The sequence below is a fragment of the Pseudomonas sp. PvP025 genome, from assembly GCF_017832155.1.
In the GTDB taxonomy this organism is placed as follows: domain Bacteria; phylum Pseudomonadota; class Gammaproteobacteria; order Pseudomonadales; family Pseudomonadaceae; genus Aquipseudomonas.
Map to the genome: position 1 here is coordinate 4,264,721 of NZ_JAFIBJ010000001.1, position 23,621 is coordinate 4,288,341.

23 protein-coding genes are annotated in these 23,621 nt (G+C 60.4%); 10 read left to right on the forward strand and 13 right to left on the reverse strand.

All coding sequences use genetic code 11. The features are described 5' to 3' along the window. Positions 1–158 precede the first annotated feature (158 nt). Positions 159–2,495 carry a Tex family protein gene (locus tag JOE32_RS18585; RefSeq protein WP_209987276.1) on the reverse strand — a complete coding sequence of 779 codons (2,337 nt, stop codon included), beginning with the start codon at positions 2,493–2,495 and terminating at the stop codon, positions 159–161. A 355-nt stretch (positions 2,496–2,850) separates the two neighbouring features. Here JOE32_RS18585 and ompR point away from each other — a divergent pair, with 355 nt between their 5' ends. Both ompR and JOE32_RS18595 read left to right on the forward strand, forming a co-directional pair. Next, positions 2,851–3,591 carry a two-component system response regulator OmpR gene (ompR, locus tag JOE32_RS18590; protein ID WP_003213175.1) on the forward strand — a complete coding sequence of 247 codons (741 nt, stop codon included), beginning with the start codon at positions 2,851–2,853 and terminating at the stop codon, positions 3,589–3,591. A gap of 117 nt (positions 3,592–3,708) precedes the next feature. Continuing rightward, complete coding sequence (locus JOE32_RS18595; RefSeq protein WP_057009854.1) at positions 3,709–5,022, forward strand: ATP-binding protein; 1,314 nt, start codon at positions 3,709–3,711, stop codon at positions 5,020–5,022. A 143-nt stretch (positions 5,023–5,165) separates the two neighbouring features. On the opposite strand, the gene rimK is transcribed toward JOE32_RS18595, so the two are convergent. From rimK to JOE32_RS18610, 3 genes are read right to left on the reverse strand one after another with little or no spacing between them, the layout of a single operon-like run. Then, on the reverse strand, positions 5,166–6,071 hold the full coding sequence (gene rimK / locus JOE32_RS18600) for a 30S ribosomal protein S6--L-glutamate ligase (RefSeq protein WP_003171022.1): 906 nt from the start codon (positions 6,069–6,071) through the stop codon (positions 5,166–5,168). Continuing rightward, positions 6,068–6,550: an ATP-dependent zinc protease gene (locus JOE32_RS18605; RefSeq protein ID WP_057009853.1), complete on the reverse strand. Its 483-nt coding sequence runs from the start codon at positions 6,548–6,550 to the stop codon at positions 6,068–6,070. Before JOE32_RS18605 ends, rimK begins: the two co-directional genes overlap by 4 nt. Positions 6,551–6,563: 13 nt before the next feature. Next, positions 6,564–7,343 (reverse strand): EAL domain-containing protein, encoded by a 780-nt coding sequence (locus tag JOE32_RS18610; protein WP_209987279.1) that lies wholly within the window; start codon positions 7,341–7,343, stop codon positions 6,564–6,566. Positions 7,344–7,459: 116 nt separating this feature from the next. On the opposite strand from JOE32_RS18610, the gene JOE32_RS18615 reads away from it, so the two are divergent. Beyond that, positions 7,460–7,867, forward strand: a complete 408-nt coding sequence (locus JOE32_RS18615) for a S4 domain-containing protein (RefSeq protein ID WP_003236026.1) — start codon at positions 7,460–7,462, stop codon at positions 7,865–7,867. Between the two features lie 125 nt (positions 7,868–7,992). Here JOE32_RS18615 and JOE32_RS18620 read toward each other — a convergent pair whose 3' ends face one another. Further along, positions 7,993–8,796 (reverse strand): phosphatase PAP2 family protein, encoded by an 804-nt coding sequence (locus JOE32_RS18620; RefSeq protein ID WP_209987282.1) that lies wholly within the window; start codon positions 8,794–8,796, stop codon positions 7,993–7,995. A gap of 125 nt (positions 8,797–8,921) precedes the next feature. Between JOE32_RS18620 and hslO the strand changes: the two genes are divergently transcribed. Further along, positions 8,922–9,824 (forward strand): Hsp33 family molecular chaperone HslO, encoded by a 903-nt coding sequence (gene hslO / locus JOE32_RS18625; RefSeq protein WP_209987286.1) that lies wholly within the window; start codon positions 8,922–8,924, stop codon positions 9,822–9,824. 179 nt (positions 9,825–10,003) lie between these two features. Next, positions 10,004–11,545, forward strand: coding sequence for a phosphoenolpyruvate carboxykinase (locus tag JOE32_RS18630; RefSeq protein WP_209987288.1), 1,542 nt, complete (start codon positions 10,004–10,006; stop codon positions 11,543–11,545). Positions 11,546–11,668: 123 nt separating this feature from the next. On the opposite strand, the gene JOE32_RS18635 is transcribed toward JOE32_RS18630, so the two are convergent. The 3 genes from JOE32_RS18635 to JOE32_RS18645 form a co-directional block, all read right to left on the reverse strand. Next, complete coding sequence (locus JOE32_RS18635; protein WP_245229068.1) at positions 11,669–12,142, reverse strand: DUF1493 family protein; 474 nt, start codon at positions 12,140–12,142, stop codon at positions 11,669–11,671. A gap of 291 nt (positions 12,143–12,433) precedes the next feature. Next, entirely contained in the window at positions 12,434–13,033 is a 600-nt protein-coding gene (locus tag JOE32_RS18640; protein WP_209987293.1) for a putative adenosine monophosphate-protein transferase Fic, read from the reverse strand. Beyond that, on the reverse strand, positions 13,033–13,203 hold the full coding sequence (locus tag JOE32_RS18645; RefSeq protein WP_003236014.1) for a YhfG family protein: 171 nt from the start codon (positions 13,201–13,203) through the stop codon (positions 13,033–13,035). The genes JOE32_RS18640 and JOE32_RS18645 overlap by 1 nt, the downstream gene beginning before the upstream one ends. Before the next feature lie 234 nt (positions 13,204–13,437). Here JOE32_RS18645 and JOE32_RS18650 point away from each other — a divergent pair, with 234 nt between their 5' ends. Then, a complete protein-coding gene (locus JOE32_RS18650; protein ID WP_209987295.1) occupies positions 13,438–15,375 on the forward strand; it encodes an ATP-dependent DNA helicase RecQ in 1,938 nt (645 codons plus the stop codon). A 25-nt stretch (positions 15,376–15,400) separates the two neighbouring features. Continuing rightward, the gene (locus tag JOE32_RS18655; protein ID WP_209987298.1) at positions 15,401–15,832 is read left to right on the forward strand and encodes a thioesterase family protein; all 432 of its coding nucleotides are present in this window, start codon (positions 15,401–15,403) and stop codon (positions 15,830–15,832) included. Between the two features lie 73 nt (positions 15,833–15,905). On the opposite strand, the gene JOE32_RS18660 is transcribed toward JOE32_RS18655, so the two are convergent. The 4 genes from JOE32_RS18660 to JOE32_RS18675 form a co-directional block, all read right to left on the reverse strand. After that, a complete protein-coding gene (locus JOE32_RS18660) occupies positions 15,906–16,379 on the reverse strand; it encodes a glycine zipper domain-containing protein (protein ID WP_209987301.1) in 474 nt (157 codons plus the stop codon). Positions 16,380–16,578: 199 nt separating this feature from the next. Further along, on the reverse strand, positions 16,579–18,927 hold the full coding sequence (locus JOE32_RS18665; protein WP_209987304.1) for an FdhF/YdeP family oxidoreductase: 2,349 nt from the start codon (positions 18,925–18,927) through the stop codon (positions 16,579–16,581). Then, entirely contained in the window at positions 18,924–19,763 is an 840-nt protein-coding gene (fdhD, locus tag JOE32_RS18670; RefSeq protein ID WP_209987306.1) for a formate dehydrogenase accessory sulfurtransferase FdhD, read from the reverse strand. Before fdhD ends, JOE32_RS18665 begins: the two co-directional genes overlap by 4 nt. Before the next feature lie 97 nt (positions 19,764–19,860). Beyond that, positions 19,861–20,748 (reverse strand): LysR family transcriptional regulator, encoded by an 888-nt coding sequence (locus JOE32_RS18675; RefSeq protein WP_209987309.1) that lies wholly within the window; start codon positions 20,746–20,748, stop codon positions 19,861–19,863. Positions 20,749–20,880: 132 nt separating this feature from the next. On the opposite strand from JOE32_RS18675, the gene lysM reads away from it, so the two are divergent. Further along, complete coding sequence (gene lysM / locus JOE32_RS18680; RefSeq protein WP_209987312.1) at positions 20,881–21,321, forward strand: peptidoglycan-binding protein LysM; 441 nt, start codon at positions 20,881–20,883, stop codon at positions 21,319–21,321. A gap of 107 nt (positions 21,322–21,428) precedes the next feature. Here lysM and yrfG read toward each other — a convergent pair whose 3' ends face one another. Next, entirely contained in the window at positions 21,429–22,091 is a 663-nt protein-coding gene (gene yrfG / locus JOE32_RS18685; RefSeq protein ID WP_209987315.1) for a GMP/IMP nucleotidase, read from the reverse strand. Positions 22,092–22,178: 87 nt separating this feature from the next. On the opposite strand from yrfG, the gene nudE reads away from it, so the two are divergent. Both nudE and cysQ read left to right on the forward strand, forming a co-directional pair. Beyond that, a complete protein-coding gene (gene nudE, locus JOE32_RS18690) occupies positions 22,179–22,745 on the forward strand; it encodes an ADP compounds hydrolase NudE (protein WP_209987319.1) in 567 nt (188 codons plus the stop codon). Then, positions 22,742–23,578 (forward strand): 3'(2'),5'-bisphosphate nucleotidase CysQ, encoded by an 837-nt coding sequence (gene cysQ / locus JOE32_RS18695; protein ID WP_209987323.1) that lies wholly within the window; start codon positions 22,742–22,744, stop codon positions 23,576–23,578. Before nudE ends, cysQ begins: the two co-directional genes overlap by 4 nt. Positions 23,579–23,621: the final 43 nt, after the last annotated feature.

Below are 23,621 nucleotides of genomic sequence, written 5' to 3' on the forward strand. Positions count from 1 at the left end.
ATGAATTGGGCTACAGCGCATCAAGAAAATTCCGACGCTGTGATTGCAGCGCCGAAATTAACTCAAATCGAGGTTGGGGAGCTATAGGGCAGCGAAGGTGCCCTGCGCTTTTACGACATGTTTTGCATGCAGTTACCTGCAAGACGTTGATTTGACCCTCAGCGCTTTTTCAACTGCTTGGCGTTGGCGAACAGCGACGCCATGGCGTTGTTGGCTGGCGCTGCCGTCGCGGTTTCCTTGCGCGGTTGGCTGTTTTCCGAGCGGTTCTGCGACTGACGCGGTGCCGAACCCGGGCGTGCGCCTCGGGCACCGTCGACTTTCTCGCCGGGGGTATCGCTCATGCGCATCGACAGGCCCACGCGTTTGCGCGGGATATCGACTTCCATGACCTTGACCTTGACCACGTCACCGGCTTTGACCGCTTCGCGCGGGTCCTTGATGAATTTCTCCGACAGCGCGGAGATATGCACCAGGCCGTCCTGATGTACACCAATGTCCACGAACGCGCCGAAGTTGGTCACGTTGGTCACCACGCCTTCGAGGATCATGCCCGGTTGCAGGTCCTTGAGGTCCTCGACGCCGTCCTGGAACTCGGCGGTCTTGAACTCGGGACGCGGGTCTCGGCCGGGTTTTTCCAGCTCTTGCAGGATGTCGGTGATGGTCGGCACGCCGAAGGTTTCGTCGGTGTATTTCTTCGGGTCCAGGCGCTTGAGGAACGCGGCGTCGCCAATCAGCGAGCGAATATCGCGATCGGTTTCGGCGGCGATGCGTTGCACCAGTGGGTAGGCTTCCGGGTGGACGGCGGACGAATCCAGCGGGTTGTCGCCATTCATCACGCGCAGAAAACCGGCGGCCTGTTCGAAGGTTTTTTCACCCAGGCGTGCGACTTTTTTCAGCGCGGCGCGGGTCTTGAACGCGCCGTTTTCGTCGCGGTGAGTCACGATATTTTGTGCCAGGGTGGTGTTCAGGCCGGAGATACGCGCCAACAGCGCGACCGAGGCAGTGTTCACATCCACGCCGACCTTGTTCACGCAGTCTTCCACCACCGCATCCAGGCCACGCGCCAGTTTCAGCTGCGACACGTCGTGCTGGTACTGGCCGACACCGATGGATTTGGGGTCGATCTTCACCAGTTCGGCCAGCGGATCCTGCAGGCGACGGGCGATGGACACTGCGCCTCGGATCGACACGTCGAGGTCCGGGAATTCCCTGGACGCCAGTTCCGACGCCGAGTACACCGAAGCGCCGGCTTCGGAGACCATGACCTTGGTCATCTTCATCGCTGGGTATTTTTTGATCAGTTCGGCGGCCAGCTTGTCGGTCTCACGGCTGGCGGTACCATTGCCGATGGCGATCAGGTCCACCGAGTGCTTGGCGCACAGGGCGGCCAGGATTGCGAGGGTCTGGTCCCACTTGTTATGCGGAACGTGGGGGTACACGGTGGCGTGGTCCAGCAGCTTACCGGTGGCGTCGACGACCGCGACCTTGCAACCGGTGCGCAGGCCGGGGTCCAGGCCCAGGGTGGCGCGCGGGCCGGCGGGGGCGGCCAGCAGCAGGTCGTGCAGGTTGTGGGCGAACACGTTGATCGCTTCGGTTTCGGCGCCGTCACGCAGTTCGCCCAGCAGGTCGGTTTCCAGGTGGGTGTAGAGCTTGACCTTCCAGGTCCAGCGCACGACTTCACCGAGCCACTTGTCCGCAGGACGGTTCTGATTCTGGATGCCGAATTGTTGCCCGATCATGCCTTCGCACGGGTGCATGGTGCCCGGCAGTTCGTCGCCGACTTTGAGCGCCGAGCTCAGAATGCCTTCGTTGCGCCCGCGGAAAATCGCCAGCGCACGGTGGGACGGCATGCTCTTGAGCGGTTCGTCGTGCTCGAAGTAATCGCGGAACTTGGCGCCTTCTTCCTCTTTGCCGGCGATGACGCGCGCGCTGAGCACGGCTTCCTGCTTGAGGTAGTTGCGCAGTTTTTCCAGCAGGTTGGCGTTTTCGGCGAAGCGCTCCATGAGGATGTATTTGGCGCCTTCGAGGGCGGCCTTGACGTCGGCAACGCCCTTGTCGGCATCGATGAAGCGTGCGGCTTCGGTTTCCGGGCTTAGCGACGGGTCGTTGAACAGGCCATCGGCCAGCTCGCCAAGGCCGGCTTCCAGGGCGATCTGGCCCTTGGTGCGGCGCTTTTGCTTGTAGGGCAGGTAGAGGTCTTCGAGGCGGGTCTTGGTGTCGGCGAGCTTGATGTCGCGTTCGAGTTGCGGGGTGAGCTTGCCCTGTTCCTCGATGCTGGCGAGGATGCTGATACGCCGTTCGTCGAGTTCTCGCAGGTAGCGCAGGCGTTCTTCCAGGTGCCGAAGCTGGATATCGTCGAGGCTGCCGGTCACTTCCTTACGGTAGCGGGCGATGAAAGGCACCGTGGAGCCTTCATCCAGTAGAGCGACGGCCGCTTCGACCTGTTGGGGGCGTACGCCGAGTTCTTCGGCGATGCGGCTGTTGATGCTGTCCATAAAACCACCTGAAATTCTGAAAAGCAGCTCGCGGGCCCGCAGAACAAGGCCCGGAAAGACTGGTTGAGCGGCCCGACCGGCACCGCTGCCTGGGTCAAGAGGCAGCCAATTGACCCTCGAAATCGAAAAAGTCGCGTCAAGCGGGTAAAAAAAGCCGGCAGTAAACGGAAACGATCTGACGTTGCTCTGCAAGACGGCGCCGCATTATAACCAGCGTTCTGTCCTTGAGGGGTACTGCGCCAGTGGTTGTAGGACGCAGGTCTGCTGGTGGTCGAGGAAAAATCTGCTAACAATGCACACGGTGCGTATAACGGCAGCTAGGCCATAATGCGCGCCGAGATAAGAGGAGCATCCAATGAGCAGCACTGCACAAACTGCTGAAGGCGAAAAAATTCTCATCGTTGACGACGATCCGGGGCTGAGCAGCCTGCTGGAGCGCTTCTTCAACTCCAAGGGCTACCGTGCCCGCGCGGTGCCGAACACCGAGCAGATGGACCGTCTGCTGGGGCGCGAAGTATTCAACCTGGTCGTACTTGACCTGATGCTGCCCGGCGAAGACGGCCTCACCGCCTGCAAACGCCTGCGTGGCGCGAACAACCAGATTCCGATCATCATGCTCACCGCCAAGGGCGATGAGCTGAGTCGCATCAAGGGCCTTGAACTGGGCGCTGATGATTACCTGGCCAAGCCGTTCAACCCTGACGAACTGATGGCCCGGGTCAAGGCCGTATTGCGTCGCCAGGCAGCCCCGGTACCGGGCGCGCCAGGCAGCGAAGACGAAAGCGTTACCTTTGGCGACTACGAGCTGTCGCTGGCGACCCGTGAACTCAAGCGTGGCGACGAAGTACACATGCTCACCACCGGCGAGTTCGCGGTACTCAAGGCCCTGGTGATGAACGCACGCCAGCCGCTGACCCGCGACAAGCTGATGAACCTGGCCCGTGGTCGGGAATGGGACGCGCTGGAGCGCTCCATCGACGTGCAGATATCCCGTCTGCGCCGGATGATCGAGCCGGACCCGTCCAAGCCTCGCTATATCCAGACAGTCTGGGGTGTGGGTTACGTGTTTGTGCCGGATGGCACAGCGACCAAGTGACCGATGACTTGCAGGTACGGGTATCCCGGCGTTTGACCCCTTGAGGGTCGACGGGATGCTCGGCGTCTGCAATTCTGCGAGCGCTGCTTTTTCCTGCCAGGTGTCCAGCTGTCTTTTATGAAAACCCCATTGTGGTTCCCACAAAGTTTCTTCTCGCGCACCCTTTGGCTGGTGTTGATCGTCGTTCTGTTTTCCAAGGCACTCACACTGGTTTATCTGCTGATGAACGAGGACGTGCTGGTGGACCGGCAATACAGCCACGGCGTCGCGCTGACGCTGCGTGCCTATTGGGCGGCCGACCCCGAAAACCGCGAGAAGATCGCCAAGGCCGCCACGCTGGTGCGAGTTGCCGGTGCAGGCGTGCCGGAGGGTGAGCAGCATTGGCCCTACAGCGAAATCTATCAGCGCCAGATGCAGGCCGAGCTCGGTGAAGACACCGAGGTGCGCTTGCGCATGCATGTGTCGCCTGCCTTGTGGGTGCGTGCGCCGAGTCTGGGTGAAGACTGGCTGAAAGTGCCGCTGTATCCGCACCCGTTGCGCGGCCAGAAGATCTGGAACGTGCTTGGCTGGTTTCTGGCGATCGGTTTGCTCTCCACCGCCTCCGCGTGGATTTTTGTGCGTCAGCTCAACCAGCCGCTTAAGCGCCTGGTATTCGCCGCCCGCCAACTCGGCCAGGGACGCAGTGTGCGGCTACCGGTGAGTGACACACCCAGCGAAATGACCGAGGTGTACGGTGCGTTCAACCAGATGGCGGAAGACGTCGAACAGGCCGGGCGCGAGCGGGAACTGATGCTGGCGGGGGTGTCCCATGACCTGCGAACGCCGCTGACGCGCTTGCGGCTGTCGCTGGAATTGATGGGCAATCACAGCGACCTGACGGACGACATGGTTCGCGACATCGAGGACATGGATGCGATTCTGGATCAGTTTCTGGCGTTTATCCGCGACGGCCGTGATGAACTGGTTGAAGAAGTCGACCTGACGGACCTGGTACGTGAAGTCGTGGCGCCCTACAACCAGAACGGCGAACAGGTGCGCACGCGCCTGGAGCCGATCCAGCCGTTTGCTTTGCGCAGGGTTTCGATGAAGCGCCTGCTGAACAATCTGATCGGCAACGCCTTGCACCATGCCGGTTCCGATGTGGAGGTGGCGGCCTATGTGTCCGGGGACAGTACGGCACCCTATGTGGTGCTGAGCGTGATGGACCGTGGCGCCGGTATCGATCCCGCCGAACTGGAAGGCATTTTCAACCCCTTCACCCGTGGTGACCGTGCCCGTGGCGGCAAAGGCACGGGGCTGGGACTGGCGATTGTGCGGCGGATTGCGTCGATGCATGGCGGCAATGTTGAACTGCGCAACCGTGAGGACGGTGGGTTGGAGGCGCGGGTGCGCTTGCCGTTGGGGCTAATGTTGCCAAGAGACGCTGTTTGACGAGCAGCACAGGGTAATAAATGTGGGAGGGGGCTTGCTCCCGATAGCGATGTCTCAGTCAAAAATGTTTGACTGACACTCTGCTGTCGGGAGCAAGCCCCCTCCCACATTTGGTTTTATGGTGTGTCAGAGGAGGAAGGGTTTCAGCCCTTGCCCTTGGTCCTGGTCATGTTCGGGCCACCATTCTTTTCCAGGTGCTGAATGATGATCCCCGCCACGTCCTTGCCTGTGGTGGTCTCGATCCCCTCCAGCCCTGGCGATGAGTTCACCTCCATCACCAGCGGGCCATGGTTGGAGCGCAGGATATCCACACCCGCCACGGCCAGCCCCATCACCTTGGCTGCGCGTAATGCGGTCATGCGTTCTTCCGGGGTGATCTTGATCAGGCTGGCGCTGCCGCCACGGTGCAGATTGGAGCGGAATTCGCCCGGTTTGGCCTGGCGCTTCATTGCGGCAATCACCTTGTCACCCACCACGAAGCAGCGAATATCCGCGCCGCCGGCCTCCTTGATGTATTCCTGCACCATGATGTTTTGCTTGAGGCCCATAAACGCCTCGATCACCGACTCGGCGGCAGTCGCCGTTTCACACAGCACCACGCCGATGCCCTGGGTCCCCTCCAGCACCTTGATCACCAGCGGTGCGCCGTTGACCATTTCGATCAGGTCCGGGATGTCGTCGGGTGAGTGGGCAAAACCGGTGACCGGCAGGCCGATGCCACGGCGCGACAGCAGTTGCAGCGAGCGTAACTTGTCCCGCGAGCGGGCAATGGCCACGGACTCATTGAGGGGGAACACCCCCATCATTTCAAACTGGCGCAGCACCGCGCAGCCGTAGAAGGTCACCGATGCGCCGATGCGCGGGATCACTGCATCAAACCCTTCCAGCGGCTTGCCCCGGTAGTGGATCTGCGGCTTGTGGCTGGCAATGTTCATATAGGCACGCAACGTGTCGATCACCACCATTTCGTGGCCACGTTCGGTGCCGGCCTCAACCAGGCGGCGGGTGGAATACAGACGCGGGTTTCGCGACAGCACAGCAATCTTCATGCAGCACCTGGGGCAGAAATAGTAGAGACCGGGAACACCGGCTTGTCTTGAACGTACTTGACGCCGGGACTGACCACCAATTGGCCGTCAATCAGCGCCTTGGAGCCTAGCAACAGGCGGTAACGCATGGCTTTGCGGCAAGCCAGGGTGAACTCCACGCGCCACACCCGATCACCCAACGCCAGCGTGGTGCTGATCACATAGCGCACCTGCGCGTGACCGTTGGAGCTCTTGATGGTCTTCATGGTCACCAGCGGCGCCTCGCAGCGGCGATGACGCAGTTGCACGACGGTGCCCAGGTGTGCGGTAAAGCGTACCCACTGCGCACCATCGCGCTCAAACGGCTCGATATCGGTGGCGTGCAGGCTCGAGGTACTGGCCCCGGTGTCGATCTTCGCGCGCAGGCCCGCCACCCCCAGATCGGGAAGGGCCACCCATTCACGCAGACCCACAACGGTCAAATGGTCAAATGTCTTCAATATAGATAACCGGTCAATTCGCCCAGGCTTGAGGAGCAACCTTGGCCAGGGCGTTGAATGCGGGCCTGGCAAACCAGTAGCCCTGCATCAGAAATATTCCACAGTCGGACAGGAAATCGCGCTCGCCGGCACTTTCGATGCCCTCGGCGATGACAGTAACCCCCAACTGCTCACAGATTGTGACAATCCCCCGGACGATCACCTGACGGACACGGTCCTTGTCGATATCGCGGATCAGCGCCATGTCGAGTTTGATCAGGTCAGGTTGGAAATCGGCCAGCAGATTCAGCCCCGAATAGCCCGCGCCGAAATCGTCGATGGCGGTCTTGAAGCCGAATTCGCGGTATTCACGCAGAATATTGGTCAAATGGCGATAGTTATCGACGTACTCGCTTTCCAGCGTCTCGAAAATCAGCCGATTCAGCGGAAAATTGTGTGCCCGCGCCGCTTCCAGCGTACTGCGGATACACAGCTCCGGCCGATACACCGCGTTGGGCATGAAGTTGATTGAGAGATGGCTCTGCATGTCCAGCGCCGCCGCGCGGGCGATGGCCTGGGTGCGGCAGCGCTGGTCGAAGCGGTAGCGGTTGCCGTCATTGACCTGGTTCAGCACCGAGAGCGCGCCTTCACCGTGAGGGCCTCGCACCAGCGCCTCGTGGGCAAAAATGGAATGATCGCGCAGGTCTACGATAGGCTGGTAGGCGAAGGCAAAGTCGAAGCTCAGCGGCTCGCTTTGCTGGCAACCCACGCAACGCTGATTGGGCGAGGTGAGTGAAGTGGGGAAGTCGGTCACAGCGTATCCTCGCGAAAACAGGGTGCTACCCGGCGTATCTTAGGTGAGCCTTGGGGTTTATGCGTCGAAGGGTTTCGACGGTAAGGTTGCGACATTTTTCAGAGCGAGGAATTCAAGTGGCTCAGAAGCAGGAAGAGGAAGAAAAGGTCCGTTTGGACAAGTGGCTGTGGGCGGCGCGGTTCTATAAAACCCGTGCCCTGGCCAAGGCTGCCATCGAGAGCGGCAAGGTGCACCATCGCGGCGAACGCTGCAAGCCGGGCAAGGAACCGCGTGTCGGTGACGAGTTTCAGATTCGTACAGGGTTTGATGAAAAAACCATCGTGGTGCAGGCGCTTTCCATCGTGCGCCGTGGCGCTCCCGAGGCGCAGGCACTGTACGCCGAGACCGAGGCGAGCATCGCCAAACGTGAAAACGCTGCGGCCATGCGCAAGGCCGGGGCGTCAGGCCTGACCACGGATGGCAAGCCGAGCAAGAAGCAGCGTCGCGATCTGTTCAAGTTTCGCGGCAGCGGCAATGACGACTGATCGCGCTGATCTCGCGGTTCAAATGTGGGAGGGGGCTTGCTCCCGACTGCGGTGTATCAGTCACCTTTGCATGCCCTGACACTCCCTCATCGGGAGCAAGCCCCTCCCACATTACAGGCTCGGCGTTACGCAGTTTGTCGTATGACACTCAATCGCCCAATCACCGGCAGCTTACCCAGCAACCCGAAGACCGGCGCCGTCACGCGCAGCAACGCCCCCGACACCGTCGCCGCAAAAGGCGTGTAATACCCCCATCCCAATGCGAGCAATGCCAGCAAAACGCCACCGATATAATCGTCCTGCCCCCAATGTGCGCCCGCCACCAGGCGCGGCATCATGAACAGCAGCGCCAGGCCCCAGATCACCAGCACCTGGCCGATGTTACGGGCAAACACCGTCATGAACATGCCCCAGATCAGCAGCACCGAAGCATGATCCCCTGGGAAACTCTGGCTCGAACGGTCCTTCAGCTCCCAGGTTTTCTCAAGCCCGGGGAAGTAGTCGCTCATCTGCACGGCACCGCCGATCACCATCGACGGGCTGCTGTGTTGCCAGCCCATGTGCGCGGCGAGTTTGGAAAACAGCATGCGGATAAACAGCAGCAACAGCAGAATACCGAGAAAGCCAAAGAAAGCCTGGCGTACCTGTACCGTCTTGAACACCCAGTCACCGCGAACCAGCAGCGCCAGCAAAATCACGCCAACCACCGCATCAAAAGGGCGCAGACTGGCCACGGCCCACATGTGCAGCCAGGTTGCGCTGGTCGCCAGTGGGTCATTGAGCAGGTGAAACAGCCATTCGTCGAAAATCACACACAGCATCTGGCCCGTGGGCCACAGCCAAAAACACAGCAGTCCGATAGCGAGTAGATTGCAAAGAGCCCATCGCCGGAGGTTCCACTTGGCTTGGAACAAACCCGGATTGTTCATAAACTGTCCCTCTTCGCTCTAGTAAGTTCTCTGTTTCCAGGAGAAAACCGCACCAAGATGGTGCTAAAGCGTTTAATTTTATAAACGTTGTAATCATTTTGTCATCAATTCAGATACCCAGACCTATGACTGATCTACCGGATACCGACTTCACCCAACGCTTCATCTTCGACGAGAACGACGCCCGCGGCGAACTGGTCTCGCTGGAGCGCAGCTATGCCGAAGTCCTCGCCAAGCACGCCTATCCGGAGCCGGTCGCGCAATTGCTCGGTGAGTTGATGGCGGCTGCGGCGCTGCTGGTGGGCACCATGAAGTTCGATGGTTTGCTGATTTTGCAGGCCCGCTCCGAAGGCCCGATTCCCTTGCTGATGATCGAGTGTTCCAGCGAGCGCGACATCCGTGGCCTGGCCCGTTACGACGCCGACCTGATCGCCCCTGACGCCACGTTGAGCGACCTGATGCCCAACGGCGTGCTGGCGCTGACGGTCGATCCCACTGTCGGCCAGCGCTATCAAGGCATTGTCGACCTCGACGGCGACACCCTGTCGGACTGCTTCACCAACTATTTCGTGATGTCCCAGCAGGTCGGCACCAGGTTCTGGCTCAACGCCGACGGCAAGCGCGCCCGTGGCCTGCTGCTGCAACAACTGCCGGCGGACCGCATCAAGGACGACGATGACCGCGCCGAAAGCTGGCGCAACCTCACCGCCCTGGCCGGCACTCTCACGGCGGAAGAGCTGCTGGGCCTGGATAACCCGACCATCCTGCACCGCCTTTACCACGAAGAAGCCGTGCGCCTGTTCGACCCGCAAACCCTGCGCTTCCACTGCAGCTGCTCGCGCGAGCGTTCCGGCAACGCGCTGGTCAGCCTGGGACTGGAAGATGCACAGAATCTGGTAGTCGAACACGGCGGCCATATCGAGATCGATTGCCAGTTCTGCAACCAGCGCTACCTGTTCGATGCGGCCGATGTTGCTCAATTATTCGCCGGCGCAGGCATCGATACCCCTTCCGACACCCGCCACTAAAACGTTTAAGCACAGGTAAATCACCTGAGAAATGCCGAGATAGCGCTGTTCTGACGGGAGGGCCCTACTCTTTTTGGGCTTTTCTGGCATAATCCGGCCCACTTTTTTCGCGGTAGTAGTGCGCAACTTTCTACTACAAAACGTTTGGAGCACTCGGCCATAGGCCGACGGGGAACCTCATGACGCAAGCCAACAACGCCGTATACACCGATCTGAGTGTTGACGATCTGGTTAAAGAAGCCCTGCAGCGCGGTGAAGGCGTGCTTGCCGATACTGGCGCACTGGTCGTTGAAACCGGTCACCGTACCGGCCGTTCGCCGGTCGACCGTTTCATCGTTGAAGAGCCTTCCACTCAGGCTTCCATCGCCTGGGGCCCGATCAACCGCAAGTTCCCGGCCGACAAGTTCGATGCCCTGTGGGCTCGCGTCGAGGCATTCAACAACGCGCAAGAGCACTTCGTTTCCCACGTTCACGTAGGGGCCGCAGAAGACCACTACCTGGCCGTGAAAATGACCACCCAGACGGCCTGGCAGAACCTGTTCGGTCGCTGCTTGTTCATCAACCCGGCCCAGTACAACCCGGCCGGCCGTGAAGAGTGGCAAGTGCTCAACGTGGCCAACTTCGAGTGCGTGCCTGAGCGTGACGGCACCAACTCCGACGGTTGCGTGATCCTCAATTTCGCACAGAAAAAAGTGCTGATCGCCGGCATGCGCTACGCCGGTGAAATGAAGAAAGCCATGTTCTCGGTGCAGAACTTCCTGCTGCCGGCCTCCGACGTGCTGCCGATGCACTGCGCCGCCAACATTGGCGAAGCAGGCGACGTGACGCTGTTCTTCGGCCTGTCGGGCACCGGCAAGACCACCCTGTCCGCCGACGAAAGCCGTTACCTGATCGGTGACGACGAACACGGCTGGGGCGAGGGCGTGGTGTTCAACATCGAAGGCGGTTGCTATGCCAAGTGCATCGACCTCTCCGAGAAGAACGAGCCGGTGATCTGGAAAGCCATCAAGCACGGCGCCGTGCTGGAAAACGTCGTCATCGACGAGGCCGGGCACGCCGACTACACAAACGTCAGCCTGACCCAGAACAGCCGCGCGGCCTACCCACTGGAGCACGTAGCCAAGCGTTCCGAAAAGAACCTGGGCGGCGAGCCAAACGCGGTGATCTTCCTGACCTGCGACCTGACCGGCGTACTGCCGCCCGTGTCGATCCTCAGCGAAGAACAAGCGGCCTATCACTTCCTGTCCGGCTACACCGCTCTGGTGGGCTCGACCGAAATGGGCTCCGGCGGCGGCATCAAGTCGACCTTCTCCACCTGCTTCGGCGCGCCGTTCTTCCCGCGCCCGGCCGGCGAGTACGCGGAGCTGCTGATCAAGCGCATCCGCGGCTTCGGCTCCAAGGTCTACCTGGTCAACACCGGCTGGACCGGCGGCGGCTACGGCGTCGGCAAACGTTTCAACATCCCGACCACTCGCGGCGTGATCGCCGCCATCCAGAGCGGCGCGTTGATCGGTGCCGAGACCGAGCACCTGGACACCATCAACCTGGACGTGCCATTGGCGGTGCCGGGTGTCGAGACCGGTTTGTTGAACCCGCGTAATACCTGGGCCGACAAGGCTGCTTATGACGAAGCGGCGAAGGCGCTGGCCGGGTTGTTTGTCGAGAACTTCAAGAAGTTTGAAGTGAGTGATGCGATCAAGGCGGCGGGTCCCAAGTTGTAAGACTCAAGCGTTATGAAAAAGCCGCCCTCATTGGGCGGCTTTTTTGTGCGTGCTCGCCAGGTCAATATGGATTCAGTGGGGGGAAGGAGCAAGCCCACTCCCACAGTTTGCTCTGTGATGCACTTAACTCAGGTTTTCCAGTGTCTGCGTGTCCCAGCTGTGGGTCTTGATTGCCAGGTAGAGCATGCCGATGGTCAGCGGGATCTTTTCACCACGGCCTTTGGCGCGGTGTTTGAGGAAGACGTCAAAAACCGGCGGCTGGAAGTAACGGTAGGCATCGTAGTCGCCCAGGTCGACGGCGAAATCCTGCTCCAGCGCCTCCATCAGTTGCCTGGCGTCGCCGCCGTCGCAGCCCAGGTCGAGATTGATCGCGGTTTGCAGGCGAAGGGTTTTATGTTGCGGCAATCCAATTTCTTCGTGCAGCAGTTGCAGGAGTTGCTGCATGTCGGAGTCTTCGGGGAAGTTGGGAGCCAGGTTCATGGTGTGGGTTCGCAGCAGTGGATGAGCATTACGTCGTTGGCGGTAGCTGTTTCGGGTGATCAGGGCAGAAATAACCAGGAAGAGAGTCAGACTGATCCAGAAGATATATTCAGTCATTGAAGTGACCGCCCTGGCGTTGTCGGATTGTTCTTGAAGGGCGAATCACGGCAAATTTGAAACCGCAACGGTCGCTGTGTTGAGTCCTTTCGATGTTCACGGGCTTTACCGAGAAAGTGGAGAGGACGTTAGTTTCGGTCAGTAAGAGGGATATTCAATAGAGGGGTAAGCAGGTGTTTTTTGCAATTTGGGAAGCGGATTGCGCGGTATTTCGTCTTTTCCTACAGTGATTATCGGCATCTTCAGCTTGGCGTCGATCTTTCGGCCGCAACTGCCCAACTATGGGAGCGATCAGGATCTTGCAGGTGTGCTTATGCAGCGCTTGAAAATCGTTTCCAGCCCCCTGTAATCACACGCCACCGCGTCGATGTTCGCAGGTATCCACGCTACGTCTTTTACCAGCCACCAGTTCACCGAGAACCCCGCATTTACGATGATTTGTTCAAACAGGATCCGTTGTGCCCGGCCATTGCCTTCGCGAAAAGGGTGGATGACGTTGAGGTCGCCATAAACTTCAGCGATTTGAGTCACCAGTCCAGCCTGGGGGGCGCCGACAAACCAGTTCGCCTCTTCCATATGCCGAATAATCTTCTCCGCTTCCGGAAGGATACGCTCGGGCGTGCAGAACAGCGTGTCGCCTTTCTGGATATTGACGCTGCGCAGTTCGCCGGCCCAGTCGTAAATATCGCCAAATAAAGTGCGGTGGATGTTTTGCAGGCGATCAAGGTCGTAGGGCGGCGGGAAGAGGGGAAGATTGCCTATGGCGATTTCGGACAGTTCCCGCTCGGCTTCATGCAAGCGTGCTTCATCGAGCAAATCGAGGCGGTTGCGCAGGACGCTGCTACCGGGATAGCAGTAAGGATCCTGGCCCACCCCGTATTTGTCGAGCATCAGCGCGGGGTATTGCGGTACTTGGCAAGGACGGCTTCGCGAGTGGGCAGCGGTTTGTCGACGTCCGCCGGCTGGGTGTCGAACCCCTCCAGGCGCAAGCTGGCCAAGTAATTGGAACGGCGGATCTTGTGGTAATGATCCTGTTTTTGCTCAAACGTCAGTTCGCTCATCGCAGCGTACTCCTAGGTAGCAAGGCTTGATTGTAGCGCAATGCGTCTGCGCGAAGGCAGTCTTTGGATAGGCAAGATATGGTAGTTGTTCCTACAAGCTTGCGCGAATAGTCCTGCTTTCCACCCCGCTGTGTATCATCCTGTCTCTTTTTTACACGCGACCTTTCTCGATTCGCTGACCCGGGTGAGCTACGTTTCTAAGCCACCCTCAGCGGTCAATGGAGTGACAGCCTAATGCACGACACCCTCCAGCAGGTCTTTGGTTATCCACAGTTTCGTTCCGGCCAGGAAGAAGTGGTCAGCGCCGTGCTGGCCGGGCGCTCGGCGGCTGCTATTTTCCCCACCGGCTCCGGTAAATCCCTGTGCTATCAGCTGTCGGCGGTTTTGCTCCCGCACCTGACGCTGGTGGTTTCACCGCTGCTGGCGTTGATGCAGGATCAGTTGGGCTTTCTGCAGCGCCACGGGATTTCAGCCGGCAGCATCGATTCGGCGCAAAGTCGCGAGGACGCCAATGAGGTGATGGCGCGTGCGCGCTCCGGTGAGCTGAAGATCCTGATGATTTCCGTGGAGCGCCTGAAGAACGAGCGCTTTCGTAACTTCCTGCAAAGCGTGCCGATTTCATTGTTGGTGGTGGACGAAGCCCACTGTATTTCCGAGTGGGGCCACAACTTTCGTCCGGACTACCTGAAGCTGCCGGACTACCAACGCCAGTTCAATATCCCGCAAGCCCTTCTGCTGACGGCTACGGCAACGCCCAAGGTGATTGCCGACATGCAGGCCAAGTTCGCCATTGCGCCCGGCGATGTGATCACCACAGGCTTCTATCGGCCCAACCTCAACCTGTTGGTGGAGCCGGTGAGCGGCGCGAACAAACGCCGGCGCCTGGTGCAGTGGATGAGCGAGCGGCCCAACCAGCCGAGTATCGTCTATGTCACCCTGCAAAAAACCGCCGAGCAGATCGCCGAGCACCTGAACCGCAACGGCATCCAGGCCGAGGCGTATCACGCCGGCTTGCCGCACGATAAACGCGAGGGCATCCAGCAGCGATTCATGGGCGGGCGCTCCAATTGCATCGTCGCGACCATCGCGTTCGGCATGGGTATCGACAAGAGTGATATCCGCAACGTGGTGCACTTCGACCTGCCCAAGTCCATCGAGAATTACAGCCAGGAAATCGGCCGCGCAGGACGTGACGGGCAGCCATCGGACTGCCTGGTGCTGGCCAACCGTGACAGCCTCAACGTGCTGGAAAATTTCGTGTACGGTGACACGCCGGAGCAGGAGGGCATCCGCCGTGTGCTGGACGAGTTGCACGCGTCACGCAGCGAGGGGCAGTGGGAGTTTTTGCTGCGCTCGCTGTCGGACCACAGCAATATCCGCGAGTTGCCGCTCAAGACCTTGCTGGTACAACTCGAACTCAAGGGCGTGATCGCGCCGCGCTATGCGTTTTATGCCGAGTACCGTTTCAAATACCTGATTGAGCCCGAGGCCTTGCTGGCGCGTTTTTCCGGCGAGCGACAGCAGTTTGTCGCGGCAATCATCCAGGTGTGCAAGCGCGCCAAAACCTGGGCGACGGTGGATTTCGATGCGCTTTATCAACAGCATGGCGCTGAGCGCAATCGGGTGGTGAAGGCCCTGGATTACTTCCAGGAACAGGGGCTGATCGAGCTGGAGAGCAAGCAGATGACCGAGGTCTACAGTTTGCTGAATACGGATTTCGACCCGCAGGTATTGAGCGCCGAGTTATACACAGGCTTCAAGCAACACGAGGTGACGGAAGTGGCGCGTATTCACGCCATGCTTGATCTGTTCGCCACCGAACACTGCCTGGGGCAGCGTCTGGCACAGTATTTCGGCGATGACCAGGCGCCGCAGCGTTGTGGACATTGCTCGGTGTGCCACGGCCATATTGCTTACCTCCCACCGCCGCCTGGCCTGGCGCCGCTTGTGGATAAAAACTTCATGGGCCTGAGCGGTGATTTTATCCACAGGCATCATGAACACACCGGCGAATTGCCGGGCGCCGAACGGCTTACGCGTTTTCTCGGCGGCATCAGCGTGCCGTTGTTTACCCGGTTGAAGGCGCGCAGCATTCCCGGGTTTGCCGCGCTGGAGGAGTATCCCTACGCAGAGGTTCGCGAGTGGGCCGATGCCCATTTGCAGGACCTGTAAACAGCCACCTTGAAGAGATTTGCCAATGCCTGACTCAGTGCCGCAACGCGCCGACTACGCTCATTTCCAGCCGATCATCACACGCTGGCACGACAATGATGTGTATGGCCATGTGAACAACGTCACCTACTACAGCTTTTTCGATACGGCGGTGAATACTTACCTGATCGAGCAAGGCGGGTTGGACATTCATGACGGCGAGGTGGTGGGCTTTGTGGTGAGTTCGGCGTGTGATTATTTTGCGTCGATTGCCTTTCCCGAGCGCATCGACGTCGGTCTGCGCGTGGGCAAGTTGGGCAACAGTTCGGTGCAGTATGAGTTGGCGGTGTTCAAGGCCGGCGAGGAAGAGGCCTGTGCGGCGGGGCGGTTTGTGCATGTATTCGTGGATCGGGCTTCGAACCGACCTGTGACGATCGCGCAGAAGTTGCGCGATGCGCTGCAGCGATTGGTTATTTAGCCGCAACACCACCGATCCAAATGTGGGAGGGAGCAAGCCCCTCCCACCCTGGATGTGCTGTGGTCTTCAGACCTCAGCGGTGACGATGGTGATGCTTGCGATGCCCATAGGCATGGCCACGGCCGCGATGGTCATCACGGTCATAACGGCGATTGTCGCGCCCACGGTAGCGGCGATCATCGTCATCACTCTTGTTGCCCATGTAGTTGCCCAGCGCGCCGCCAGCACCGCCGCCGGCGGCTGCGCCGACCAGGCTGCCGGTGTTGCCGCCAACGCTGCGACCTACCACGTTGCCACCGGCCGCGCCCAACGCACCACCGATGGCGGCTTCGCCACGGCTGCGTTTGTCGGCGCCCACCGCGCTGCCGCCCGCGCCACCCAGGGCTGCGCCGATGGCCGAACCTGTGTTGCCGCCGATCTGCTGGCCTACAACCGAACCCAGAACCCCACCCAATGCGCCGCCCACACCGGCTTCGGTGGTGCCACCTGCCATGGCTGCGCCGCTGGCGAGGCTAAAGGACAGCAAGAGAATCGAGGAGAACTTCATAGGGAGACCTCAAGAGGATAACGCCGCGATCCTGAGGTCGTGGGAGAATGCTGACAATCGAAATCCGACCAGTGGCTATAGTTGTATACAATTCGCTAACTTACTGTTTTGTATAGTGAACTTAAGTCGTTTTAGCCAGTCTCTATTGACTTCGGAACGGCCGCTTTTATACAAAAGCGGCCTTTTTTGTGCCTGTGATTTATGCGGTGCGGGCCATGATCAAGCCGTTGTCACTCGCCGCTTCCAGGCGGATCGCCACGAACTTCGAGGTTGGCGTATGGCTGCCATCCCCGGTGCTTTCCAGCGGCACCAGCGGGTTCACTTCCGGGTAGTACGCGGCGGCCTGGCCGGCCGGAATATCAAAGGCCAGCAGGGTGAAGCCCTTTACGCGGCGCTCACGGCCGTCTTCCCACAGCGACACGATGTCGGCCTTCTGCCCCGGCTTGAAGCCCAGGCGGATGATGTCCGCTTCGTTGACGAACAGCACGTCACGTTGGCCTTTCACTCCACGATAACGGTCGTCCAGGCCATAAATGGTGGTGTTGTACTGATCGTGGGAGCGCATCGATTGCATGATCAGGTCTGGCACCCGGCCCGTGGCGTGGGTGCGTTCGTGGATCAGGTCCTTGGGCAGGATGTTCGCACGGAAGTTGGCGCGGCCCAGCGGGGTGTTCCAGCGACGCGCGCCGGCCGAGTTGCCGAGGTAGAAACCGCCGGGGTGCTTGATGCGTTCGTTGAAGTCCTTAAAGCCTGGGATGGTGTCGGCGATCAGGTCGCGAATGCGCCCGTAGTCGGCCACCAGCCAGTTCCAGTCCACCGGCTTGCTGCCCAGAGTGGCGGCGGCGATGCCGGCGATGATCGCTGGCTCCGATTTCATCAGCTTCGACAGCGGTTGCAGCTGGCCATTGGAGCCGTGAACCATGCTGAACGAATCCTCTACCGTTACCGCCTGCGGGCCGTCGGCCTGGATGTCGATGTCGGTACGGCCCAGGCACGGCAAAATCAGGGCGTCCTTACCATGCATCAGGTGGCTGCGGTTGAGCTTGGTGCTGATCTGCACGGTCAGGTCGCAATTGCGCAGCGCTTCGAAGGTGCGCGAACTGTCCGGCGTGGCCTGGGCGAAGTTACCGCCCAGGGCGATGAAGACTTTGGAGCGGCCTTCGAGCATGGCGTGAATCGCTTCCACCACGTTGTGGCCGTTGGTGCGTGGCACCTGGAACTGGAAGCGCCGCTCCAGGGAATCCAGAAACGCCACCGGTGGGCGCTCGTTGATGCCCATGGTGCGGTCGCCCTGCACGTTGCTGTGGCCACGCACCGGGCACAAGCCAGCGCCGGGGCGGCCAATGTTGCCGCGCAGCAGCATCAGGTTGGCGATTTCCTGGATGGTCGGCACCGAATGGCGATGCTGGGTGATGCCCATCGCCCAGCACATGATCACGTTCTTGCCCTTGGCGTACATGCGCGCGGCCTGCTCGATCTCGACCAGAGGGAGGCCGGACTGCTCGACGATTTCATCCCACGAGGTGTCGTCGATCCTGGCCAGGTAATCGAGCACGTTGGCGGTGTGTTCGTTGAGGAAGTCGTGGTCGAACACCGCTTCCTTGCCTTCGGCCTGGGCCTGGCGTTCCCACAGCAGCAGGAACTTGGCCATGCCGCGCAGGATGGCCATGTCGCCGCCCAGCGCCGGACGGAAGTAGGCGGTGTTGGTAGGTTTGTCACCGTTGGTAAGCATTTCCAGCGGATGCTGCGGGTGCTGGAAGCGTTCCAGACCGCGCTCTTTGAGCGGGTTGATGCACACCACCTGGGCGCCGCGTTTAACCGCTTCACGCAGCGGTTCGAGCATGCGCGGGTGGTTGGTGCCGGGGTTCTGGCCCCACACGAAGATCGCATCGGCATGTTCGAAGTCATCAAAGGTCACGGTGCCTTTGCCGACGCCCACGCTTTGCGCCAGGGCTACGCCACTGGCCTCGTGGCACATGTTCGAGCAATCCGGAAAGTTGTTGGTACCGTAGGCGCGCACGAACAGCTGATACAGGTACGCCGCTTCGTTGCTGGCGCGGCCCGAAGTGTAGAACTCGGCCATGTCCGGGCTGGGCAAAGCATTGAGGTGCTTGCCGATCAGGTCGAATGCCGCTTCCCAGCTGACCGACTGATAGCGGTCGGTTTCGGCGTTATAACGCATCGGCTCAGTCAGGCGGCCCTGGTACTCGAGCCAGTAGTCGCTCTGTTCCAGCAGCGCGGTGACGCTGTGCTTGGCAAAGAATGCCGCATCGACCCGGCGCTTGGTGGCCTCCCAGTTGACCGCCTTGGCGCCGTTTTCGCAGAACTTGACCATGCCGCTTTCCGGCGAGTCACCCCAGGCGCAGCCCGGGCAGTCGAATCCGCCGTTCTGGTTGGTCTTGAGCATCATGCGCAGGTTTTTCAGCGCATTGTCGCTGGTCAACCAGGCCTGGGCCACGCTGATCAGTGCGCCCCAGCCGCCGGCCGGGCCTTTGTAGGGCTTGTAGCGCGGGGTCGGGGTTTGGTCGGCTTGATGATGATTGCTCACGGCTGGTTCTCCATCGCGGGGCTGTAGACCCGCGGCGCACTTTTCTGCGGCAGGTGGATGAGATTGAGGTTGTGCCGGCGCGCCCATTGCAGGGCCAGGCCGGTGGGCGACGACAGGCTGACCAGAGTCTGGATGCCCGCGCGCAGGACTTTCTGAATCAATTCAAGGCTGCAACGGCTGGTGACAATCGCCAGGCCGCCGTCGGTAGGGATCTTTTGGCGAATCAATGCACCGATCAACTTGTCGAGGGCGTTATGCCGGCCGATGTCTTCGCGGCCCAGCAGCAACTCGCCCTGGCCGTTCATGAACACCGCTGCGTGCACGGCGCCGCTGTGCTGGCCCAACGGTTGAAATGCGCTGATGCGTTGACGTAGACCGTTCAGCCAGTCAGCAGGCGGCAACGGCGCGCCGGGCAGCACGTTGAGGTCCGGCAAGGCTTGTTCCACCGCTTCGACGCCGCACAACCCACAGCCGCTGGTACCGGCCAGTTGGCGGCGCTGCTGCTTGAGGTTCCAGAACGCGCGGCTGGAAATCTGTACCTGAGCGTACTGCGCCGAACCGGAACCACTGAGTTTGAGGTCATAAATGTCGCTGACGTCGGCAATGATGCCGCTGCCCAGGCTGAAGCCGACGATAAAGTCTTCCAGGTCCGTTGGCGTCACCAGCATGACGGCCTGGCTGATGTCGTTGTAGGCAATCGCCAACGCCACCTCTTCGGCCAGCGCGGTGCTGGCGACTTCAGTGTGTTCAAGATTGCAGAACTGGTAGCTCTGGCTGGCCGCGGGCGCAGGTGTGTCGAGAGCGGGCGCCGCGCAGACCGGGTGCTTGGCGTTCATGGGGCAGTACCATCGGCGGATTGGTCAGTGCTTAGACTAGGCGCGACAAAGCGTCGCGTCTAATCGCCAGTACTGATCTGCCGATAGATGACGTCGATCAAGAAGCTGTCGGCGATTTCTGAAGCAGTGCGAAGCAGGCCTCCGCCAGGGCCGAGCGCGGTGCGCTGCGGCGCATGATCAACCCCAGGCGCGCGAGGGTGTGGGCATCTTCGATGGGTTGCAGGCGCAGATGCTCGGTGAGCGCATCCAGGCCGCCCTCCAGTGGCATCACTGCACAACACAGCCCGCCGTGCACCGCTTGAAGCAACTGATGAACGGCGTCGGTCTGTAACAACGGCTGTGGGTTGAGGCCACGGCTGTGGAAGTTGTGGTCGATGGACTGGCGAAAGTGCATGCCGCTGGTGAGCATGCCCAGAGGCAGCTCAATCAGCGACTCCCAGCTCAACGGCGTATCGCCGAAGCTGAAGAAGCGTTGATCGTAGAGCAGACCCATGCGCGTTTCGCCAAGGACCAGGGAGTCGAAGCGTTCGTTGTCCAGGCGCTCCAGGTACGAAACGCCAAGGTCCAGCCGGTTGCTCGACAGTTGTTCCAGAATCTGTTCGGAGCTGAGGGCCGACAATTCAAAGCGAAGGCTGGGGTGCTCCTTGTGCAGTTGCTGCATCAGCGCCAACGGGTCAAAGCTCGACAGCGGTACCACGCCCAGGCGCAGCGTACCCACCAGATTGCCGCGACAGGCGGCCGCCTCGGCCTGTAAGCCGTCATACGCCGCCAGCACGGTACGGGCCCAGGCCAGCACGCGTTCGCCGGGGGCGGTGAAGCCTTCGAAACGTTGGCCGCGATTGACCAGCGGCAGGTCCAGCTCTTCTTCCAGGCTGCGCAGGCGCATCGACAGCGTCGGCTGGGTGATGTGGCAACGCGCCGCCGCCTGGCCGAAGTGACGGGTTTCGTCGAGGGCGATGAGGAATTTCAACTGTTTGATGTCCATCTTCGCTCCGGTGCTTATTCCAATGGCGGGGGGATTCTAGCGCGTTTGGGTCTGTGCTCGGGCCGGAACCCATTCAGGTGTGGACGGGTCTAGTCTTGAGCAATCTGGAACACAACTACCAAGGAGAGCACCATGAGTCTTTTGAGTTTTGTCAAGGAAGCAGGCGTGAAGCTGATCGACCTGCTCACACCGGGTAATGCCAATGCCAGCGATGATTTGAAAAAACACATCGAGCAGGTCGGGTTGGGCAATCCGGACGTGCACGCCACTGTCGAGGGTGACAAGGTCACCCTGACGGGGACCGTTGCCAGTCAGGAAGAGAAGGAGAAAGTCCTTCTGGCTGCCGGCAATATTGCAGGCGTTGCGAGCGTCGATGATCAGATCACCGTATCCGGCCCGGCTGTGGCTGCCGCCCGTTTCGTTGTGGTGAAAAAAGGCGACACCCTCAGCGCGATTTCCCTGGCGGTGTACGGTAACGCCAACCAGTACAACAAAATCTTCGAGGCCAACAAGCCGCTGTTGTCGCATCCGGACAAAATCTATCCGGGCCAGACACTGCGTATTCCCGAGTAATACGCAAATCAAAAATGTGGGAGGGGGCTTGTTCCCGATAGCACAGTGTCAGTCACCGAGGTGATTCTGATGCACCGCTATCGGGAGCAAGCTCCTTCCCGCAGTGGTCAGAGCCCGGCAATGAGATCGCGGTAGTCGTCGACCGCGGTAAATTCAGCGGTGTCCTTGGGTCCCTTCCTGCTGTCCGGCTCTTTCACCGCCAGCAAATGCCCCACGCCGAAATCCCGCGCACTGCGCAGAATCGGCAAGGTGTCATCGATAAACAGACTGCGTGCGGGGTCGAAGCCGATATCGGCCTGCAGGGCATCCCAGAACTGTGGGTTTTCCTTGGCGAAACCATAGTCGTGGGAACTGATCAATCGCTCGAAATACGGCGCCAGTTCAATGCGCTCCAGCTTCAGCGACAACGAGTCACGATGGGCGTTGGTGATCATGATCACCCGCTTGCCGGCCTGTTTGATCGCCGCCAGAAACGTGTCGGCATCCGGTCGCAGGGCGATCAGGTCGGCGGTTTCCAGCTTGAGTTCGCGCACCGGGAGTTTCAGTTCGGTGCTCCAGAAGTCCAGGCAATACCATTGCAATTGTCCGGCGTTACGCTCGAACAGCGGCTGCAGCTCCATCGCGGCCATGGCCCGACTCACCCCGTGCAGGTCAGCGTAGCGTTGGGGCAGGTGCTCCATCCAGAAGTGGTTGTCGTAATGCAGGTCGAGCAGGGTGCCGTCCATGTCCAGCAGGACGGTGTCGATGGCGTGCCAGGGCAAAGCGGGCATGGGGCGGTCTCATGTAAGTAAAGATATCCGACACAGACAATCGGAAAAGCCACGGTATAGTAACCCGATCACGCCAAGGAGCCTCTCATGCGCCAGAAACCCACCGTCCTCGCCCGCGAAATCGTCGCCAGTAGCCGTTTGTTCCGCGTGGAGGAAGTGCAACTGCGCTTTTCCAATGGCGTTGAACGGACCTACGAGCGTCTGGTTGGACGCGGCGCCGGTTATGGCGCGGTGATGATCGTGGCGATGATCGATGCGGATCACGCGCTGCTGATCGAGGAATACTGTGGCGGGATCGACGAGTATGAGCTTTCCTTGCCAAAGGGGTTGATCGAGCCTGGCGAGGACGTACTGGCGGCGGCAAACCGCGAGCTCAAGGAGGAAGCGGGCTTCGGCGCGCGGCAGTTGGAGCACATTACCGAGCTGTCGTTGTCGCCTGGCTATATGAGCCAGAAAATTCAGGTGGTACTGGCCACCGAGCTGTACGAAGAACGCCTGGAAGGCGATGAACCCGAGCCGATGCGTGTAGACAGGGTCAACCTGCGCGAGCTGTCGCAACTGGCGCAAAACGAGCAGTTCAGCGAAGGCCGTGCATTGGCTGCGCTGTACCTGGTACGAGACCTGTTGACCCAGCGAGGAGCGTTCAGCGCATGAGCGAACTGTTTTTAGGCCACCCGTTGATCGCCCCCGTGATTGAGTTGGCACGCCAGGCCGGTGAAGTGATCCTGCCGTATTGGCGCGCCGATGTGGCGGTCACCGCCAAGGCAGATGATTCGCCGGTGACGGCGGCGGACCTGGCCGCTCACCACCTTATCCTCGCCGGCCTGACTGCACTGGACCCGAGTATTCCCGTGTTGTCCGAAGAGGACGCCGATATCGACCAGAGCGTGCGCGCCGGTTGGCAGCGCTGGTGGCTGGTGGACCCGCTGGATGGGACCAAGGAGTTCATCAGCGGCAGTGAAGAATTTACCGTCAACGTGGCGTTGATCGAACAGGGCCGCGTGGTGTTTGGCGTGGTGTCGATGCCCACCAGCGGTCGTTGCTACTTCGGTGGTGCTGGCCTGGGCGCGTGGCGTTCGGATGTAAACGAAGCGCCCCGGCAGATCCAGGTACGCAAGACCCCGGCTGCAGGCGAAGCGTTTACCGTCGTCGCCAGCCGCCGCCACAGCAGTCCCGAGCAGGAGCGCTTGCTGGACGGCTTGAGCCAGGGCCTGGGTGAGTTGAAGCTGGCGAATATCGGCAGCTCACTGAAGTTCTGCCTGTTGGCTGAAGGCAGCGCCGATTGTTACCCACGCCTGGCGCCCACGTCGCAGTGGGATACGGCGGCGGCCCAGGGTGTACTGGAAGGCGCGGGCGGTGAGGTGTTGGAGTTGAACGGCGAGCGGTTCAGTTATCCGGCGCGGGAATCGTTGCTCAACCCTTTCTTTCTGGCGTTACCGGCGAAGGCGGCGTGGCGCGATCGCCTGTTGAGCCTGGCCAGGTCTTAAGACCTGCGCAAATTAAAAATGTGGGAGGGGGCAAGCCTCCTCC

Bases quoted from the DNA above. Each gene is read 5' to 3' on its own strand.
- JOE32_RS18635 (WP_245229068.1), bottom strand. From the start codon at position 12,142: ATGACTGAATATATCTTCTGGATCAGTCTGACTCTCTTCCTGGTTATT.
- cysQ (WP_209987323.1), top strand. From the start codon at position 22,742: ATGAGCGAACTGTTTTTAGGCCACCCGTTGATCGCCCCCGTGATTGAG.
- JOE32_RS18650 (WP_209987295.1), top strand. From the start codon at position 13,438: ATGCACGACACCCTCCAGCAGGTCTTTGGTTATCCACAGTTTCGTTCC.
- JOE32_RS18645 (WP_003236014.1), bottom strand. From the start codon at position 13,203: ATGAGCGAACTGACGTTTGAGCAAAAACAGGATCATTACCACAAGATC.
- nudE (WP_209987319.1), top strand. From the start codon at position 22,179: ATGCGCCAGAAACCCACCGTCCTCGCCCGCGAAATCGTCGCCAGTAGC.
- JOE32_RS18620 (WP_209987282.1), bottom strand. From the start codon at position 8,796: ATGAACAATCCGGGTTTGTTCCAAGCCAAGTGGAACCTCCGGCGATGG.
- JOE32_RS18595 (WP_057009854.1), top strand. From the start codon at position 3,709: ATGAAAACCCCATTGTGGTTCCCACAAAGTTTCTTCTCGCGCACCCTT.
- fdhD (WP_209987306.1), bottom strand. From the start codon at position 19,763: ATGAACGCCAAGCACCCGGTCTGCGCGGCGCCCGCTCTCGACACACCT.
- yrfG (WP_209987315.1), bottom strand. From the start codon at position 22,091: ATGCCCGCTTTGCCCTGGCACGCCATCGACACCGTCCTGCTGGACATG.
- lysM (WP_209987312.1), top strand. From the start codon at position 20,881: ATGAGTCTTTTGAGTTTTGTCAAGGAAGCAGGCGTGAAGCTGATCGAC.
- JOE32_RS18675 (WP_209987309.1), bottom strand. From the start codon at position 20,748: ATGGACATCAAACAGTTGAAATTCCTCATCGCCCTCGACGAAACCCGT.
- hslO (WP_209987286.1), top strand. From the start codon at position 8,922: ATGACTGATCTACCGGATACCGACTTCACCCAACGCTTCATCTTCGAC.
- rimK (WP_003171022.1), bottom strand. From the start codon at position 6,071: ATGAAGATTGCTGTGCTGTCGCGAAACCCGCGTCTGTATTCCACCCGC.
- JOE32_RS18585 (WP_209987276.1), bottom strand. From the start codon at position 2,495: ATGGACAGCATCAACAGCCGCATCGCCGAAGAACTCGGCGTACGCCCC.
- JOE32_RS18660 (WP_209987301.1), bottom strand. From the start codon at position 16,379: ATGAAGTTCTCCTCGATTCTCTTGCTGTCCTTTAGCCTCGCCAGCGGC.
- ompR (WP_003213175.1), top strand. From the start codon at position 2,851: ATGAGCAGCACTGCACAAACTGCTGAAGGCGAAAAAATTCTCATCGTT.
- JOE32_RS18630 (WP_209987288.1), top strand. From the start codon at position 10,004: ATGACGCAAGCCAACAACGCCGTATACACCGATCTGAGTGTTGACGAT.
- JOE32_RS18640 (WP_209987293.1), bottom strand. From the start codon at position 13,033: ATGCTCGACAAATACGGGGTGGGCCAGGATCCTTACTGCTATCCCGGT.
- JOE32_RS18655 (WP_209987298.1), top strand. From the start codon at position 15,401: ATGCCTGACTCAGTGCCGCAACGCGCCGACTACGCTCATTTCCAGCCG.